General features: G+C 70.3%; 14 protein-coding genes. 3 read left to right on the top strand and 11 right to left on the bottom strand.

All coding sequences use genetic code 11. The features are described 5' to 3' along the window. Position 1 precedes the first annotated feature (1 nt). Complete coding sequence (locus FBY40_RS03950; RefSeq protein ID WP_141936573.1) at positions 2–964, bottom strand: carbohydrate ABC transporter permease; 963 nt, start codon at positions 962–964, stop codon at positions 2–4. Between the two features lie 169 nt (positions 965–1133). Here FBY40_RS03950 and FBY40_RS03945 point away from each other — a divergent pair, with 169 nt between their 5' ends. From FBY40_RS03945 to FBY40_RS03935, 3 genes are all read left to right on the top strand, one after another. Then, positions 1134–4415, top strand: coding sequence for a glycosyl hydrolase (locus FBY40_RS03945; protein ID WP_235014551.1), 3282 nt, complete (start codon positions 1134–1136; stop codon positions 4413–4415). Positions 4416–4514: 99 nt separating this feature from the next. Next, positions 4515–5825 carry an ABC transporter substrate-binding protein gene (locus FBY40_RS03940; protein ID WP_141936571.1) on the top strand — a complete coding sequence of 437 codons (1311 nt, stop codon included), beginning with the start codon at positions 4515–4517 and terminating at the stop codon, positions 5823–5825. 172 nt (positions 5826–5997) lie between these two features. Next, entirely contained in the window at positions 5998–6963 is a 966-nt protein-coding gene (locus FBY40_RS03935; RefSeq protein WP_141936570.1) for a LysR family transcriptional regulator, read from the top strand. 5 nt (positions 6964–6968) lie between these two features. On the opposite strand, the gene FBY40_RS03930 is transcribed toward FBY40_RS03935, so the two are convergent. The 10 genes from FBY40_RS03930 to FBY40_RS03885 form a co-directional block, all read right to left on the bottom strand. Next, on the bottom strand, positions 6969–8459 hold the full coding sequence (locus FBY40_RS03930; protein WP_235014549.1) for a family 43 glycosylhydrolase: 1491 nt from the start codon (positions 8457–8459) through the stop codon (positions 6969–6971). A gap of 50 nt (positions 8460–8509) precedes the next feature. Next, positions 8510–10150 carry a DUF5597 domain-containing protein gene (locus FBY40_RS03925; RefSeq protein WP_141936567.1) on the bottom strand — a complete coding sequence of 547 codons (1641 nt, stop codon included), beginning with the start codon at positions 10148–10150 and terminating at the stop codon, positions 8510–8512. After that, positions 10147–11064, bottom strand: coding sequence for an alpha/beta hydrolase (locus FBY40_RS03920; RefSeq protein ID WP_141936565.1), 918 nt, complete (start codon positions 11062–11064; stop codon positions 10147–10149). The genes FBY40_RS03925 and FBY40_RS03920 overlap by 4 nt, the downstream gene beginning before the upstream one ends. Then, positions 11057–12541, bottom strand: coding sequence for a C-glycoside deglycosidase beta subunit domain-containing protein (locus tag FBY40_RS03915; protein ID WP_141936563.1), 1485 nt, complete (start codon positions 12539–12541; stop codon positions 11057–11059). The genes FBY40_RS03920 and FBY40_RS03915 overlap by 8 nt, the downstream gene beginning before the upstream one ends. A gap of 10 nt (positions 12542–12551) precedes the next feature. Then, entirely contained in the window at positions 12552–13853 is a 1302-nt protein-coding gene (locus tag FBY40_RS03910; protein WP_141936561.1) for a C-glycoside deglycosidase beta subunit domain-containing protein, read from the bottom strand. A gap of 180 nt (positions 13854–14033) precedes the next feature. Next, positions 14034–14810 carry an IclR family transcriptional regulator domain-containing protein gene (locus tag FBY40_RS03905; RefSeq protein ID WP_141936558.1) on the bottom strand — a complete coding sequence of 259 codons (777 nt, stop codon included), beginning with the start codon at positions 14808–14810 and terminating at the stop codon, positions 14034–14036. Further along, positions 14807–15976: a thiolase family protein gene (locus FBY40_RS03900; protein WP_141936556.1), complete on the bottom strand. Its 1170-nt coding sequence runs from the start codon at positions 15974–15976 to the stop codon at positions 14807–14809. Before FBY40_RS03900 ends, FBY40_RS03905 begins: the two co-directional genes overlap by 4 nt. Position 15977: 1 nt before the next feature. After that, the gene (locus tag FBY40_RS03895; protein ID WP_141936554.1) at positions 15978–16628 is read right to left on the bottom strand and encodes a 3-oxoacid CoA-transferase subunit B; all 651 of its coding nucleotides are present in this window, start codon (positions 16626–16628) and stop codon (positions 15978–15980) included. Further along, a complete protein-coding gene (locus tag FBY40_RS03890; RefSeq protein WP_141936552.1) occupies positions 16625–17353 on the bottom strand; it encodes a 3-oxoacid CoA-transferase subunit A in 729 nt (242 codons plus the stop codon). The genes FBY40_RS03895 and FBY40_RS03890 overlap by 4 nt, the downstream gene beginning before the upstream one ends. Before the next feature lie 311 nt (positions 17354–17664). Continuing rightward, on the bottom strand, positions 17665–18675 hold the full coding sequence (locus tag FBY40_RS03885) for an acyl-CoA thioesterase (protein WP_235014546.1): 1011 nt from the start codon (positions 18673–18675) through the stop codon (positions 17665–17667).

Genomic DNA, 18675 nt, shown 5'->3' with positions numbered 1-18675 from the left:
CTCAGGCCTTTCCGACCGAGCGGTCGCGGGTGAGCCACTGCTGGAAGATGGCGAAGACGAGGATGATGACCGTCAGCACGAGCGCGAGCGCCGAGCCGAAGCCGAACTGACCGAGCGAGAACGCCTGCTTGTACACCTGGGTGGCCAGGGTCTCGGTGACACCGGCGGGCCCACCCCCGGTGAGGGCCAGGATCTGGTCGAACACCCGCAGTCCCTGGATGATGCCGAGGGTCGTCGCGATGGCGATCGAGGGACGGATGGCGGGGGCGACGACATGCCAGAAGCGCTGCCAGAGGTTCGCGCCGTCCAGTGCCGCGGCCTCCTCGACTTCGACCGGGACCGACGCGAGCCCTGCGAGGTAGATGACCATGGTGAAACCGGTCTGCTGCCAGACGATGACGATGAGGATCGCCCAGATCGAGTAGGTCGGGTCGGCCAGCCACACCTTCTGCCACGACTGCAGGCCGACGAGGCCGAGGAAGTCGTTGAGCGGCCCGTCGAACTGGAAGATGAACTTCCACACGTACGACACCGCCAGGGGGCTGAGCACCACCGGCATGAACAGGAGAGTCCGCAGGATGTACCGGGTCTTCAGCATCCGGTTGATTGCGAGGGCGTACAGCAGGCCCAGGACGTTCGTCAGCACGACCGAGCCGATCGCGAGGAAGAGGGTGTTCCAGACCGAGCCGAGGAGGAGCGGGTCGCTGAAGATGCGGACGAAGTTGTCGACGCCGATGAACTCCCAGTCGCCCAGTCCCGTCCAGTTGGTGAAGGCGAAGAACCCGCCGGTGAGGGTCGCGACGTAGTGCACTCCGATGACGAAGACGACGGCGGGCAGCGCCCACCACCAGTGGCCGTAGCTGATGAGCGGCCGGCGCCCCTTGATCCGGGTGCTTGCGCGGCGGTTCTTCGGCGGCACGGTCACCGCCCGGGTGCTCTGATCGTCCTGCATCGTCGCTGTCATTCGCCTGACCTCGTCGTCGTCTGCGCGCCCACAGCAGTTCGGGGCGCCGTGAATTCAGGATCACACGCTTGCGTCGAAACCGCACATTAGTTTTTGCGATATCGGATATAAGTGGGCGCGAGGCGCGGGAGAGTGCCTCTTGAGTTCGGTGCGGTGACAGGATCGGCCCGTGATCCCTTCCCTCGATGGCGAGACCGTCATCGCCCGCCTGCGCCGGGTGTTCCTCGACCCGCCCGCGGACGCCCGCCCCCACGTGTGGTGGCACTGGATGGACGGCAACATCGACATCCCGGGCCTCCGCGCCGATCTCGAGTGGATGCACGGTGCCGGGATCGGCGGCGTGCAGATCTTCGACGGCGGCATGGGGCTCCCCACCGTCGTCGCGGCGCCGGTGCGTCCGGGAAGCCCGTCCTGGGACGAGGCGATGACCGCAGCGACAACCCGGGCCCGCGAGCTCGGGCTCGAGGTGGCGGTCGCCACCTCCTCGGGGTGGAGCGCGTCGGGTGGGCCCTGGGTGGAGTCCGTCGACGCGATGAAGAAGATCGTGTGGTCGGAAGCGACCGTCGACGGCGGCGCACCGGTGCGCATCTCCCTTCCCCCGCTTCCGACGTCCGTCGGGGCGTACCAAGACAGTGGGACGGACGACGCGGCGAGGCGATTCTCGGCGCACTGGCGCGTGCTCGCGGTGCCCGACGACCTCGATCGCCTGCCGCTTCGCGCGCAGACGGTCGAAACGTCGTCGGGGGATGTCGCGGCGGCCGGCACGCTGACCGACGGCTCCTTCGCCGGCGGGGTGTCGCTCGCCCGTGATCCGGATGGCCCGTCGGAGGCCTGGATCGTGCAGCGCTTCGCCGAGCCGGTGACCGTCCGCTCGGTGGTCGTCGGGCTCCCGGGTCCACGCGGTTTCGGTGCCGCGCCGCCGGCGCGCGCGGCGCTCGAGGCCGAGACGGGTGCCGGCACCTGGGCGGTCGTCGTCGAGCTGCTCGACACGCGCGCGCCGGTGCGCTCGGCGTCCTTCGCGCCGGTGAGCGCCCGCGCGTTCCGCCTCCGACTCCACGGGGAACCGGCCACGACCGCACTGCCGCCGATGGCCGACGGTCTGGCGACACCCCCGGTGCTCCGCCCGGCACGCGCGTTCGAGGTCAGCGAGTTCGCCCTGTTCACCGCATCACGCGTGCACGTCGGCGAAGCGAAGGCCGGCTTCGGCGTGGCATCCGATTACTACGCCCTCGATTCCCCCGACGCAACCGCGGGGGTGATCGATCCCGCGCAGGTCTTCGATCTGACCTACCACCTGCGGGACGGCATCCTCGAGTGGACTCCGCCACCCGGGCGGTGGCGGATCCTGCGTCTCGGGGCGTCGACGACGGGAGCCGTCAACGGCCCTGCGCTGCCGGACGCGACCGGGCTCGAAGTCGACAAGCTCGACGCGGGTCGTGTGCGCGCGTACCTCGAGACCCATCTGGCGCGGTTCACCGGACCCGCCGAGGACGCCGTCTCGGCACTTCTCAGCGACAGCATCGAAGCCGGGCTGCAGAACTGGACCGACGCGATCGCCGAGGAGTTCGCCGCGCGACGCGGCTACGACCCGACACCGTGGCTGCCGTGTCTGCTCGGATGGGTGGTGGGCGACGCGGCGAGCGCGGACCGCTTCCTCTACGACTACCGCCGCACCCTCGCCGAGCTGCTGTCCGAGCGGTACTACGGCACTCTCGCCGAGGTGGCGCACGAGCGGGGATGGACGTTCTTCACCGAAGCGCTCGAGGACGGGCGTCCGCAGCTCGGCGACGACCTGGCCATGCGAGCACCCGCCGACGTGCCGATGGGCGCGATGTGGACCTTCGCGCCGGAGAAGGGGCCGCGCCCGACCTACGTCGCCGACCTCCGCGGCGCCGCCTCGGTCGCCCATGTCTACGGCGCCGCGCACACCGGATCGGAGGCCTTCACGGCGTTCGAAGACCCATGGACCGCGACCCCCGGCAGCCTCAAGCACGTCGCCGACCTTCAGCTGGCCCTGGGCGTGACGCGCTTCTGCATCCACTCGTCGCCCCATCAGCCGTCGACGGCGCCGCTTCCCGGCATGGCGCTCGCGCCGTTCCTCGGGCAGACCTTCTCGCGAAACGAGACCTGGGCGACGATGGCCCGGCCGTGGATCGACTACCTCACCCGGTGTTCTGCACTGCTCGCCGAAGGGGAGCCCGCGGTCGAGGTCGCGGTCTTCGTGGGCGAGGAGGCGCCGGTCACGGCGCTCTTCAGCGAAGCACCGGACGACACGGCGCCGGCGGGCTATGGCTTCGACTACGTCGGCGTCGATGCTCTCGTGAACGTCCTCGGCGTGGCTGACGGGCGGATCACGGCCCGCGGCGCCTCGTACGCCGTCCTCTTCCTCGGTGGCAGCTCCCACCGGATGACACTCGCCGCCCTCGCTCACATCGAGCGCCTCCTCACGGCGGGCGCGACCGTCGTCGGACGCGCGCCGGAGGCGTCGCCCTCTCTCGCCGACGACCCCGAGGCCTTCGCGGCGATCCGCGACCGGATCTGGGGGTCGGACCACGGCGGGCGCCTCGTGGCGACATCCGATCTCTCCGAGGCCCTTCGCATGCTCGGGATCCCACCCGCCGTCGTGGTGGGCGACCCGGCCGTCCGGATGATCTCGCGGCGTGTGGAGGGGCACCTGGTGACGTTCGTGGCGAATCCCGGCCCGACGCCGGTCTCGACGTCGGTGTCGGTGTCGGTGTCGGTGTCGGGGTCGGGGTCGGGGTCGGGGTCGGTGTCGGTGTCGGGGGATGACGCCGCGAGGATCGCCCTGTGGGATCCGGTCACCACGACGGCGACGGCACTCCAGGCCCTCCCGGGCGGTCCGGCTACCTTCGCGCTGGAACTCGCGCCCTTCGGGTCGGCGTTCCTCGTGGCGGGAGCCGACGCGCCGGTTCCCGCCCGGGACGGCGAGAGGCGGGTGCCCCTGGACGGGTCATGGCGGGCGACGCTGCCGGGACACGCGCCGCAGCTGTTCGCCACGGTGCCCCGGCTGTGGACGGATGACGCGGATCGCGCCGGCTTCTCGGGGGTGGGCACCTACGAGACGCGGTTCACCCTTTCGGCCGCAGATCTGCAGGGGCTCGTGAGCGTGCAGTTCGAGTCCGTGCATGACATCGCGGAGATCCTCGTGGGCGGGGAGAGCGCCGGGGTGGTGTGGACGGCGCCGTGGCGCCTGGACATCACCGATCGCGTCCGCGAGGGCGAGAACCTGCTCGCGGTGCGCGTGGCGACGGGGTGGCGCAACCGGCTCATCGCCGAGGCGAAGGCGCCGAGCGGGCGGATCTACGCACCGATGACGGGGGTCTTCACCGTCGAGGCGGCTCCGCGGCCCGCGGGCCTCACCGGGCCGGTGTCGCTCGTTCTGAGCCCCGCCCCGCAGATCACCAGGACTATGGCCACACATAAGCAGTAGTTATGTCGAAATGCGGCATATCGTGTCAGGCTGATGGTGCGGCAGATCCGAAGCCGCGCCAGTCCTGCACTGGCGACAACGACGTCACGAAAGGTCGACATGTCACAGCATTCCGACATCCGGCGCCTCCGTTGGTCCCTCCTGGCTGTGAGCGCCGCCGGCGCCCTCGTCCTCGCGGGTTGCTCGGGGGGCGGTTCCGACAGCGGTGGTTCCGACGATGGAGGCGACTCCGGCGACGAGACCTCGGCGAACTTCAGCCTCATGGTCGCGCAGGCCAACGACCAGGACGACTACTGGGCCGAGACCGCCGCGAAGTACACCGAGCAGACCGGTGTCGAGATCGAGGTCATCCCCTACCCCTCCGACGCATACAACACGCAGGTCACCACGCAGCTGCAGGCCGGAAACGCCGCCGACATGATGGTGCTCGCCCCCGGAACGGGCCAGCCGATCTCGGTCGTCAACCTCGCCGAGGCGGGCTTCCTCGAGCCGCTCAACGAGACCTCCGCCGCGACGATCCCCTCGGGTACCGAGGCGGAGTACTCCTTCGACGGCGACGTCTACGCACAGCCGGCCGCCCTCGTGCCCGTCGGATTCATCTACAACGGCGCCGGCGGCGAAGAGGTCGGCATCGACGCCTACCCCGAGACCTACGAAGACCTGCTCGAGGCGTGCACGACGGCGCGCGACGGCGGCAAGACCTTCACCGTGCTCGCCGGCAGCGTTCCCTTCAACACCGGCCTGTTCTCGATGCTGATTTCCGCCACGCGCGTGTACGCCGAGACCCCCGATTGGAACGAGCAGCGTGCCGCCGGCGATGTGACCTTCGCCGACAGCGGATGGCGCGACGTGCTCGAGGACATCGTGGAGATGAACGAGGGCGGCTGCTTCCAGGACGGCGTCGCGGGCGGCACCTTCGACTCGATCACGCAGGGCATCGGCTCGCAGTCCTCGCTCACCGCGGCGGTTCCCGGCTCGGCGGCGTCGTCGATCAGCGCCGGCACCGGTCTCGACCTCACCGTCCAGGCCTTCCCGCCCGCGGACGGCGGCGAGCCCTACACGCTGGCCTCGGCCAACTACGCCTGGGCCGTCAACGCCTCGGCCGACGACGCCGTCAAGGCCTCCGCGCAGGAGTTCCTCGACTGGCTGGCCACTCCCGAGGAGTCGCAGGCCTTCGCCGACCTGTCGGGCTTCGTGTCGATCTCCGGCGCCACGGCCGACAACCTGCTGCCGATCTACTCCCCGATCGGCGACCTGCTCGAGAACGGCGACTACGCGGGTCTCCCGAACGCCACGTGGCCGAACCCTGACGTCTACAACGCCCTCGGTGTGGGTGTGCAGGGTCTGCTGACCGGCCAGAAGACCGTCGACCAGGTGCTCGATGAGATGGATGCCGCGTGGGGTGAGTAACACTCGCCGCACCTGACGCCTCCGCGTCGAAACGTCGCCGCCCGGGTCCTCCTCCCGGGCGGCGACGCTCTTCTTTGCGGCGAGGGCGCATCGCCCGCACCGATGAGGGATAGCACGAACATAGAACTGGTTGATACGGTGGGCGTGCCCCCGACCGAAGGATCACACCGCCGTGACCGACCAGATGCCGCTCTCCCGCCTCGACCTGAACCTGCTGGTCTCGCTCGACGCGCTGCTCACCGAGCGCAGCGTCACCCGGGCCGCGGAGCGGCTGCACCTCAGCCAGCCGGCCCTCAGCGCCTCCCTCGCACGACTGCGCACCCACTTCGGTGACCCTATCCTCGCCCGCCGTGGCAACACCTACGAGCTGACGCCCTTCGCAGTCCGCCTGAGCGAGCACACCACCTCCGCCCTCGAAGCCGCGCGCCGGGTCTTCGAGTCGCAGGCGACGTGGTCACCGGAGGAGTCCACGCGGGAGTTCGCGATCTACGGCTCCGACTACGGCTTCGTCACCGTCGGCAGCGTCGTTTCGCGCCTGGCCGCCGAGCGCGCACCCGGGGTGCGCTTCCGGTTCATGCTCCACAACCCCACGATCGTCGACGATGCCGCGACCAGGCTGCGTTCGGTGGACGGCATGATCATCCCCCACGGGCCGATCTCGGATCATCCGTTCGTCGACCTCTGGCACGACGACTGGACGGCTCTCGTCGCGACCGGAAACGATGAGGTCGGCGACGAACTGACCCGCGACCAGCTGGCAGAGCTCCCCTGGGTGATGACCTATCAGACTCGGTCGGCCTTCACCTCGGCGGGGCGGCAGGTGCAGCAGCTCGGCATCGAGCCGCGCATCGAGGCGATCGTGGAGAGCTTCCTGGCGATGAGCCACTTCATCGCCGGAACGCGGCGGATCGGCATCATCCAGAAGGCCATCGCGCACCTCGCCACCCGCGCCGGCGGGGTGCGCGCGGTCGGGCTGCCGTTCGAGCCGACACCGCTGACCAACGCCCTGTGGTGGCATCCGGTGCACGGGCGCGACCCCGAGCACGCCTGGATGCGCGACCTCTTCGTCGAGGCCGGACGCATCGTCGACTCCGGCGCCCACGTCGCCTCGATGCCCGAGGCGGCCGTCGCGGTCTGACGCCGTCAGCCTCGGCGGTAGCGCAGGGCGCGGAACCGCGCAGACCCGTCACCGGCGGCGTAGATGGCCGGACGGAGGCTCAGCAGGTCGCCGATCGTGTTGGCGTGGTAGCCCGACGTCTCGTAGCGGACGCCGTGCCGTGTCCACTCGCCGCCCTGCTCGCGCCACCAGCCCGTGACGATGTGGTGGTCGTTCCGCAGGCGAAGCGACAGGCGGCGCCCGGCCGGCGCAGGCTCGCGCCAGTGCGTGCGGATGCCCCCGGAGTAGCTGCGCATCCCCGCGCCGTCGATGGCCATCCCGCAGAAGAGGCGCCCGTTGAAGAACAGCAGCAGCCCCGCCTCGATCGGCCCCTCCAGCTCGACGTCGACCTCGATCTCGTAAGCGTGGTCGCCGGTGACGAGGGCGAGCGGGGAGGAGTCTCCGGGCCCCACCCCCTTGCCGCGGAGGACCAGCACGTCGTCGGCGACGGTGAGGCGCCCGGACTCGCCCGGTAACGGGGCGTGGAAGGCCCAGCGCTCCCCGAGGCGGAAGCCGGGGATCTCTTCGGCCGGTGGGAGAAGCGGATGCTGCGGGGCTGCCCCCTCGGGGAGGGGAAGCGCACCGCCGACGTCGTCGGCGGCCGCCACGGGCCATCCGTCCTCCGTCCACGCGACCTGCTCGAGCAGGATCTGCCGACCGAGAGTGCGGTAGCCGTTCTCGTACCCGTGCGACAGCATGTACCACTGCTCGCCCGGGCCTTCGAGGATCGTGGCGTGCCCGCGCGACCACCAGCGCTCGTCCGTGCTGCGGGTGCGAGCGATCGGATTACCCGGGTGGTTCTCCCACGGACCGTGCACCGACCGCGATCGGGCGACGATCACCATATGACCGGTCGGCGGGCCAGCCGTGCCGCCGACCGCACTGACGAGGTAGAACCACTCCCCGCGCCGGAACAGCTTGGGGCCCTCGAGGGCGTAGGCCTCGGTGATCCAGTCGTCGGGGTACCGCCAGCCGTCGTAGACCTGCTCGATCTCCCCCACGGTCGACAGTCCGTCGTCGCACAGGGCGACCCGGCGAATGCCGCTGAGGAACAGGTAGCGCCGGCCGTCTTCGCCGACCACGTGGCCGGGGTCGATGGCTCCCCGGACGCCGAGATCGATCGGCTCCGACCAGGGACCGGCCATCGCGTCGGCGTGGATGACGAAGATCGAGGCGTCGGTGAGGGACGACCACGGTGTCGGGATGAAGGGGATGTAGATGAAGAAGCGGCCGTCATGCTCGGCGACGTCGACGGCGAACGTGCTGCCGAGAGGTTCGGGGAGCGCGGAACCCGCGTACGCCCAGTTCACGAGGTCGGGTGAGCGGTACAGGAGCAGCCCGGGAGCCGCCTCGAACGACGAGTACGTCATCCAGTACTCGTCCCCCACCTTGATGACCGCGGGGTCGGGCCGGTCTCCCCTGAGGACCGGGTTGGTGTAGCTCCGCGCAGCTCCCGGTCCGTCAGCTTCCTGATCCACGTCCCCCTCCTGCACGCCACGTCGGTGACGCTCGGGCGAACTGCCCGGACTCATTGATCCTGAGAAAGCCTGAGCAGAGTGATTTTCGCAGCGCCGACGCGGTCCACCGGCACGACCTGCAGGCGTTCATCGCCATTGAGGACCCTGCCCGGCACGAGCTCTCCTTTTTCGAGGAGCAGTTCCGTGACGGAGTCGATTTCGACACCGCCGTCGGAAGTGGCGAAGTCCAGTTTGACCCCCTGTCCCACGACGACCAGCTCATCGTCGGCTACTGCGAAGACCAGGGCGAACGGTCGCTGCTCACCGGGCGTCGGGACGGGCTCTTGCGGGAGCGTCTCGTCAGGAACGGGGAGTGCTGCGTCGGGCAGCTGCACACCGACGTCGAGGAGGAAAGTGCGCACGATGTCGTTGAGGCCGCGCGCCGAGACCGTGAGATCGCCGACCCGAGTCTCGGCAGGTGAAGAGTCGCGCTCGACGACGACGGCTCCGATGCGACGGGCGCGCTGAGCCTCGGCGATGTCCGACTCGAGGGCGCTGAGAAACGTGAGCACGGCCGCGACCTGGCCATCGGGGTTCGCGCCATCGATGCCGAACGCCGACCAGCCGATGGCGCGGTAGCTGCCGATCGCACGGACGAGCTCGCCTGCGCGCAACCGGCTTTCCGGGACGAAGAACGGCTGGTTGTGGGAGGTGTAGACCCGCATCGCCGAATCAGCGTCGTCGACGTAGATGTCGGGGGCGACGAACGACAGCGAGGGAGCCGCGGTGCGCCATACATCCACGACCCGGCTGGCGGGGCCGCCACTCGGCCACTGTCCCGGCTCGTCCTGCCCCGGCTGCGGCCCGAGCCACGCGTTGGTGTACATCGGGACACGGCTGTGCACACGTCCACGTTCGGCGACGTGCTGCACGTATGAGCCTATGGACCACGCCATGAAGACCTCGTCGGCTCCGGACCCCTCACCGAACACTTCGGCCCAGGTTCCGCTCTCCCGTTCCCCGTGCGCTGTCCAGAGCTCGCGCAGCAACGAGTCGGCGCGACCAGCGCGTGCGAGCACGATCAGTTCGGACGGGACCTGGCCGGCCCAAGCCTCCTCGGCGAGTGCGCTTCGATCTCGGCTGTCGCGGAGGATGCCCGACTCGTTCTCGACCTGGACCATGGCAACGACGTCGGTCGTGTCAACCTTCGCCACGTGTGCCAGGAACGCCTCGAACGCCGCAGCATCGGCCGCGCGGAGGTTCTCGCTGAACACCGAAAGCACGGGTGTGGGCGTCACTCCGGAGTAGTGGAACGCGTTGCCGCGGACCTTGGCTTGCACCACGGCTCGCGGAAACCTCTCGAGGTCTGCGCGAACCCACCGCGGCGCGTACGTTGAGGCAGCGTTCTTGAACGCACCGAACCACAGTGGCACGAGGCGCAGACTCAGCCGGCGCGCCTCCTCGATCATCGTGTCCACGAGGTCGAAATCGAAGACGCCCTCCTGCGGCTCTGTCAGCGCCCAGCTGACCGGGGCGAGCACCGTATTGGCGCCCAGGCGTCGGGTGTGCGCGAATGACCGGCGGATTGTCGCCGCCGAGGAACTGGACGAGTTGTGTACCTGCCCGCCGAGAAGGAGACGAAGCTCGTTCCCCTGTCGCAGACGCATGTCGTCGTCGAACGCCCAGCGTGAGTGATTGCCTGACGTGCTCACGGGAGTCCTCCGATCCAGTCCGCGATCGCCTCGACGGTGGGGAGGGCGGTGGGGTTGGACGGCTCGTTGATGTGACCGTGCGCTGCGCCGGGCTCCACCCGCAGCGAGACGGGCACACCGGCATCGCCGAGCTGCCGTGCGAACGCCTCACCCGACGGACGGAGCTCGTCGCGCTCGCAGACCAGCATGAATGTCTGCGGGAACCCCGCGGCCGGCCCGAGCGCCGCGAACGCATGCGGGTCGGCGAGCGCCTCGGTCGTGCCCGCGAAGTTCAGCGCGAGCTCGCCGTGACGAGAGCACGGGTCGACCTCAGCCGAAGCCTCCGGCCCGTTGGGATGAACCACGGGATAGACGAGGACGAGCCCGGCCGGCACCGGATCTCCTGCGTCGCGCAGGCGAGCGGTCACCCCGGCGGTCAGGTTCCCGCCCGCACTCGCACCGCCGAGCGCGATCGCCGACGCGGGAACGTCGAAGAGCTGATCGGCGTGGGCGACGGCGTACCGCCACCCCGCGAGCACGTCGTCGGAGGGCTCGGGGAAGTGGGTTGCACCGAGGCACTTCGCGTAGTCGAGCGTGAGGACAGGAGTGCCGCGCGCGGCGAGCTCCATCGCCACCCAGTGCGACTCGGGCATGTCGAGGTGCCCGCCGATGAAGGCGCCGCCGTGGACCCAGACGAGCGCCCGGCCCGAGGCCGGTGCCGTGTCATCCCGATAGAGCCGTGCCGCGACCGCCCGACCTTCGGCGCCCTCGATCGCCAGGTCGCGCATCGCCACCCCCGCGAGCCGGGGGAACCGGACCCTGAGCGAGGCTGTGTCGATGTCGGGGCGCGGGTCGGCCGGCTCCCCCTCCTCGCGCAGCAGCCGGAGAAGCTCCGCGAGGGGCAGGGAACGGAAATCGGTGTCGGTCTCAGGCATGTGCCGGCTCCGCCGCAGCCCGCATCGACGCGCGGATCAGGTCGTGCTGACGCCGGACGAGGAGGAGGGGATCGACCTCGCCGAGCTCGGCGAAGGCGTGCCCCTCCCACTCACTGGACCAGTACCCGCGGTAGCCTCCCTCGACGAACACCCGCACGTGGGCGGGATAGTCGATCGCCGGCTCCTGCCCGCTGTCGTCGATGTCGTAGAACTTCGCGTGCACGTGGAGGATCTGCGGCATGATGTCGGCCCACTCCCGCGGGTCGACGTGGCCGTGCATGTTGAAAGCGAGGTGGGCGAAGGCGCCGAGCCGCCCGGGATCGAAATCACGGCCGTGCAGATAGGCGATGAACTCCTGCTGCCGGTCGCGCATCGACGCGTCTGTGGCCCAGATCTCCTGCAGCCTTTCCACGGCAGGGTCGTCGAGCCCCGCCCGCCGCACCGCGCGCAGCAGCGTCGGCGACATCGCGTGCATCGTCGAGGAGAAATCGGCGACGAACCCGAGAAGGGGCGAATCGAGCTCGGCGTAGGTGTCGCGCACCTTCATGATCTCGGGCGCGTTCGGACCGAGTGGCGCGTGGATCTCGTAGGCGAGCGTGAGCTGGAGTTCCTCGGCCACCGGAAGCAGCCGCCGCAGCAGCGCGGGCTTCGCCGATTGGATGCGCACCAGAGGGAACCCGAGCTTCTTCGCGCCGCGGAACATCTCCACCGAGAACGCGAACTCCTCGTCGGGCGTCATGTCGCGATCGCGGCGTCGGCCCATGTCGAGGTTCGCACCGAAGGAGCTCGCCGCGAACCCGTGCCGGTCGAAGGCGTCGCGCCACGTGCGGACGAAGTCATCCGAGACGACCGGGTAGGTGGGTACCATCTGCGACGCGACGATCTCGATGCCGGGGCCGATGCCGAGCTCGGCGACCCGGTCGAGCAGGCCGTCGAAGTCGTACCAGCCGGCGCGGAATTCGGCGCTCGCGGAGTAGAGCGTCAACCCCAGCTGGAAAGGATCGCTGTCGGTCGCGGGCGGCGGCGGCGCGACGTCGCGGACGAGCGCGGGGGGCGGCGCGTCGCCGTCGGTCGCGGTGAGGGTGAGCGTCTGGTGCACCACGTTGGGCACGTAGAGGCCCGGCCCGCCGTCCTCCCCGGGTGCGATCTGCATGTACGGCAGGCGCAGCTCGCCGTGCACCGTGACCTCATGGGTGTCGCCGACGGCGGTCTTGTCGTCGCGCCGCACGACCAGCAGGGGGTGCGCCTGCAGGAACCACAGCGTCTCGCTCTGGGCGGGCAGCTCGTCGATCGAGTACCGGCGCCCCGCGAGTTCGAAGGACAGATCGGATGCCGGCACCCGCGTGCCGTCGACGGCGACCGAGAGCGTGGAGACCGATGACAGCCAGAGGCTGCGGTACCACGGGATCGTGAGCGCGAGCGCGAGCCCCTCGGGGTGCGGGCGGAGGCTGTCGTCGGCGATGAGTCCGTTGGGCATGATGCGTCCTTCAGAGGCTAGAGGCGATGCGCCGGATGAGGCTGTGCTGTCGGCGGACCTGTTCGATCGAGCGCCACGGCGCGCGGTCACCCTCGTATTCGCTGGAGAGATAGCCGTTGTACCCGGCATCCTTCAGGGCGCGGAGCACCGGCTCCCACGGGATCTGCTGATCGACCTGGTTCTCATCGATGTCGTGGAACTTCGCCTGGATGAACACGACGTACTCGGCGATGCCGGCGATGTCGGCGGGGTCGACCCCGATGCCGTCGAGGAAGGCCGGGCGCTGACCGGGGAGCTCGCCGGGTCGGAGCGGAATCGGCCGGTCCTGGAAGATGCCGGTGTCCACCAGCAGCCCGAAGTGCTTCGTCCCGGTGCGCTGGATGAGACCGATGTAGTCGTCGACGACCTCGTGCTTGATGGGGGTGGGCGAGTGGATCTCCGGGCAGATGATCACGTCGAGCTCGGCGGCGAGGTCGAGGCTCCGCTCCACGGCCTCGGTCCACGTCGGGTGCGGAACGAGGTCGCTCGAGACCACCCCGATCTTCGGCCGGACGAACCCGAACCCCAGGCGACGGGCGAGCCGCAGGTCGCGCTGGAGCATAGCCGCTCCCTCGGCTGCGGTGAGGTCGCGGGCGTTCGCGCCGCTGGAGTGCAGGCGCGTGTCGATCCACGAGCCGTAGTTCGTCGGCTCGAGCCGGTATTTCTCCAGCAGGGCGAACCACGTGTCGATCCACGCCGTGGAGGGCTCGGGGTACCCCGCGATGTGCCCCTCGCCGAGGATCTCGACCCCGGTGGCGCCGACGTCGGCGACGTGCGCGAGCGCCGACTCGAGGTCGAGCACCGTGCCGAAGTCGTGCATGAAGCTGTAGAGCGAGACGCCGTACTTGAAGGGCCCGCCGTCGAGGTCGGAGGTCAGCGTGATGTGCCGGGTCTCGCGGTAGGTCGAGGGCTGGTGCTCGACCGGGATGTACGACATCCGCAGCCGCAGCTCGATCGAGACCTCGTGGGTGCCCTCGGGAAGACCGCCGTCGAACGGCACGGTGATCACCGCGGCATACTCCAGCGGCCACCGGACACCCTCGGAGTCCCACAGCTCCTGGAGGGTGTACGTGCGGCCCTGCAGCGTCCACCGCGGGACGTCGGGACCGACATCGACGAGGTCGCCGACGCGCACGCCGATCCCGTCGATGAGCGAAGCGGCCATGCCGCGGTAGGACGGCATGCGCAGGCGGATCTGGAAGCCGGTCACCCGGTCGCCCTCACGGACGTTTCGGAAGCCGATGGACTGGAGGATGTCTCGTTCGAGAAGCATCGATGCTCACTTCGTCGGGATGGTCCGGCGCGGCGGCGACGCCGGCACGAGGCCTCGACAGGCCCATCCTCAGGCTAACTCGATCTGTCGCTTTCGCGCATAAGAAGGATAAATATCCACATTGAGGTGGCGGATGCCCCGGTCGTTGAGCGAGCGCAGCGAGACGAAACGCCCGCCCCGTCACACCAGCCGCAGGTCCGCCTCGATCGCGCGGGTCGTCGACAGGAGCGCGGGGAGGTAGGTCTCGCGCACCCGGTCGACGGTGTCGCGCGTGGCGCTGGTGGAGATGTTGACGGCGGCCACGACGGTGCCCGTGCGATCGCGGATCGGCGCGGCGACCGAGCGCAGGCCGGGCTCGAGCTCGCCGTCGACGAGCGACCACCCCTGCGTGCGCACACGGGCGAGCTCGGCGGCGAGCGCATCGGGATCGGTGAGGGTGCGGTCGGTGAGGTGCTCGGGAGGGAGGAGGGCGAGGATGTCGGCGACCGCCGCGTCCGGCAGGGCGGCCAGCAGCACCCGCCCCATCGAGGTGGCGTAGGCGGGGAACCGCGTACCGATCGTGATGCGAACGCTCATGATGCGGCGCGTGGGCACACGGGCGACGTACACGACCTCGGCACCGGCGAGGACCGCCGCCGAGACGCTCTCGTCGACCTCGCGCGAAAGCGGCTCGAGGTGGGGTTGCACGACCTCGGGCAGCGACAGCGCGGACAGGTAGCTGAAGCCGAGCTCGAGCACCTTCGGCGTCAGCGCGAACGCTCGACCGTCGCTGCGGACGTAGCCGAGGGTCTGCAGGGTGTGCAGGAACCGCCGCGCCGCGGCGCGGGTGAGATCGGTGCGGCGCGCGACCTCGCTGAGGGTGAGCGACGGATGCTCGGCATCGAACGCGCGGATCACCCCGAGCCCGCGCGCCAGGGATTGGACGAACTCGCTCGGCGGTTCGGGATCGGCGCTCACCGCTCGAGGACCACCGCGAGCCCCTGACCGACGCCGATGCAGAGCGCCGCGACGGCGACGCCCGAGCCGCGCCGGGCGAGCTCGTGCGCTGCGCGGCCGATGACGCGCGCGCCGGAGGCGCCGAGCGGGTGACCGATCGCGATCGCGCCGCCGTGGGAGTTCGCCTTCTCGGGGTCGAGCTCGGTCCACAGCTTCAGGCACGCGAGGCTCTGCGACGCGAACGCCTCGTTCAGCTCCATGACGTCGACGTCGGCCCAGGTTCGGCCCGCACGGGCCAGGGCCCGGTTCGCCGCCTCCACGGGGGCGACCCCGAAGACGTCGGGGTCGTTGCCGAAGGCGGCCCGACCGGTGATCCGCGCCAGCGGCTCGCCCTCCAGCGCCCCCTCGGCGCCGAGAAGGATCGCCGCGGCGCCGTCGTTGATCGACGACGAGTTGCCGGCGGTCACGGTGCCGTCGGCGGCGAAGAGCGCGCGCAGGCCTGCGAGCTTCTCGAGCGTCGTGTCGGCGCGGATGCCCTCGTCGCGGGCGAGCTCCGCGCCGGGAACCTGGGTGATCTCACCGTCGAACACGCCGTCCGCCCACGCCTGGGCGGCACGCTCGTGACTGCGGAGGGCGAAGGCATCCTGTTCTTCTCGGGAGATGTCGTAGATCGACGCGAGCTTCTCTGCGGACTCGCCGTTGGAGATCGTCCACTCCTTCGGCAGCGCCCTGTTCGTCATACGCCAGCCGATCGAGGTGTTCCACATCGTCTGGTTGCCGGTGGCAGGCCACGGCTTCGGCGACTTCTCCACGACGAACGGGGCGCGGCTCATCGACTCCACACCCCCGGCGAGGATCACATCGGCGTCGCCGGCCTCGATTGCGCGGGAGCCCTGGATGACGGCCTCCATGCTCGATCCGCAGAGGCGGTTGACGGTCACCCCCGGCACCGTGGTGGGAAACCCTGCGAGGAGCGCGCCGAACCGCGCGACATTGCGGTTGTCCTCACCGGCCTGGTTGGCATCACCGAAGATGACGTCGTCGATACGGGCGGGGTCGAGGCCCGTGCGCTCGACGACGGCCTTCATGGCGACCGCGGCCAGGTCGTCGGGTCGAACGCCCGAGAGCGCGCCGCCGGCGCGGCCGAACGGGGTGCGGACGGCGTCGTAGACGTAGGTGGCGGGCATGTCAGGCTCCTTCCGTCCGGGCCAGGCGCAGGCCCGTGAGTTCTTCGAGCGAGGCGACGGTGTTGTCACCGAAGGCCTCCCGCACTGTGAAGCCGCCCGGGGTCACGTCGAAGATCGCGTGGTCGGTGTACACCCGGGTGACGCAGCCGACGCCGGTCAGCGGGTAGGTGCAGGCCGTGACGAGCTTGGACTCCCCGGTCTTGGTGAGCAGGTCGGTCATGACGTAGACGTCCTTCGCGCCGATGGCGAGGTCCATCGCCCCGCCGACGGCGGGGATCGCGCCGGGCGCCCCCGTCGACCAGTTCGCCAGGTCGCCGGTCTCGGAGACCTGGAACGCCCCGAGCACGCAGACATCCAGGTGTCCGCCGCGCATCATGCCGAAGGAGTCGGCGTGGTGGAAGTAGGCCGCGCCCGGGAGGGCGGTGACGGCCTGCTTGCCGGCGTTGATGAGGTCGGGGTCGACGGCGCCGGCCTCGGGGGCCGGCCCCATGCCCAGGAGCCCGTTCTCGGTGTGGAGGATGATCTCGAGGTCGGCGGGGAGGAAGTTCGCCACGAGCGTGGGGGCGCCGATGCCGAGGTTGACGTACGCGCCCTCGGGGATGTCGGCGGCGATGCGGCGGGCGAGGTCGTCGCGCGAGATGCGGGTGCTCATCGGACGGGCCGTCCTTCCAGGTCGACGCCGCCCACGAAGGCACCGTTGTTCAGCCAGGGGCGCTCGCCGACGGCGACGACGCGGTCGACGAAGATGCCGGGGGTCACCACCGTCTCGGGGTCGAGGCTTCCCAGCGGCACGATCTGGTCGACCTGGGCGATCGTCCGGGTCGCGGCTGTGGCCATGATCGGGCCGAAGTTCCGGGCCGTCTCGCGGAAGACGAGGTTGCCCCACCGGTCGCCCTTCAGCGCGCTGATCAGGGCGACGTCGGCCGTGATCGGATACTCCAGCACGTAGGCGCGTCCATCGATCTCGCGGGCCTCCTTGCCCTCGGCGAGCTCCGTGCCCACCCCGGTCGGCGAGAAGAAGGCGCCGATCCCGGCGCCGGCGGCGCGGATGCGCTCGGCGAGGTTGCCCTGCGGGACGAGCTCGAGCTCGATGTCACCGTCGCGGTACAGGCCGTCGAAGACCCACGAGTCGCTCTGCCGGGGGAACGAGCAGATGATCTTGCGCACCCGCCGCTTGGCGAGGAGGGCCGCGAGCCCGACATCGCCGTTGCCGGCGTTGTTGTTGACGATCGTCAGGTCGGTCGCGCCCTGCGCGATGAGGGCGTCGATGAGCTCGACGGGCTGACCGGCACGGCCGAACCCGCCGATCATGACGGTCGCGCCGTCAGGGATGTCGGCGACGGCGTCTGCGACGCCCGCCACGGTCTTGTCGATCACACCGGCTCCTGCCTTCCCGCTTGCTTCGCGGGAAATGTTCGCGATACGTACACCTGTACGTATGACGCACCCATGGTACGCCGCATCCGCCGCCAGCGCGACCCGCTCTCGCGAACGCAACCGTTCGCCTGACCCGAACGGCTGGTCCTTCGCGCCATGCGCGCCAAGCGAAGGCACGCGGCCGTGCGTCACTGGTCACGATGTGCGGTGCGGGGCCGCCGATTGCGACAGGCGGGCGAAGGTGGGTGACGGCGAGCGACGCCCCGCCGTACGGCGCGGGCACCGCGCGTCGTCGGCACCGCGCGCAGGAGTCAGTCCTGCAGCGTCAGCGCGGCGGGGATCGGCACGATGCGCTCGCGCTCGTGGATGAGTTCCACGGCGTGGCGCACGAGCCGCACATCCTCGGCGAGCTGGGGCTCCCAGCGCGGAACCGGCCGGGCGCGGCCGTCGTCGCCGGGGTCGACGAAGACCATGATGCACTGCGTGGTGAGGATCTTCTCGGCGGGGGTCCGGGGGTCGGCCGAGAGCACCCGCACGACGATGTGCATGCTGCGCGGGCCGGTGTAGATGAGACGCGCGTCGAGCTCGACGAGGTGCCCGATGCGCACCGGCGCGAGGAAGTGGATGCCGCCGGAATACACCGCGACGGCCTTGTCGGACGACCACGCGGCCGCGCACGCGAACGCCGCCTCGTCGATCCAGCCCATCACCGTGCCGCCGTGCGCGGCGCCGCCGAAGTTCACCGCGCTCGGCGGGGCCAGGAAGCGCATCTGCGACCGGGGCGCCGCGGTGTCTTCGGTGTAGACCTGGCCGAGCATGGCATTCTTGATGGTGTCGCGGGCGGCGATGCGCGAGGTCGCGATCGCCCCGAGGGCCCGGTCGGCGTCGGTGCGCGGCGTCCACTCCGGCACCGACGCGGGCGTGCGGTCGTCATCGACGGCGACGAAGACGAGCATGCACGTGGTCGACGGTTCGTACTGACGCGACCGGATGTCCGCGGCTTCGACGGTCACGGCGACGTGCACGCTCGACCGGCCGGTGTGCACGACGCGGGCGTGCACGGCCACGAGCGATCCGGGCGCGATCGGGCGGGTGTGCTGCACGTTCCCGACGTACGCCGTGACGCAGTAGCGCCCGCTCCAGCCGACCGCGCAGGCGTAGCCGGCCTGGTCGATCCACTCCATCACGCTTCCCGCGGCGACCGTCAGGCCGCCGGCGGCCGCATCGTGCGGCAGCGCCAGGAAGCGCATCGTCACGCGGTCGGCGGGGGCTGCGGCATCCGACATCGGCGGTTCGGCGGTCGCCGGCGGCTCTGCGGTCAT

The sequence above is a fragment of the Microbacterium sp. SLBN-154 genome (genome assembly GCF_006715565.1).
Lineage (GTDB): Bacteria > Actinomycetota > Actinomycetes > Actinomycetales > Microbacteriaceae > Microbacterium.
The sequence above is the reverse complement of the archived record's forward strand: the minus strand, read 5'-3'. Positions and strand labels throughout refer to the sequence as shown.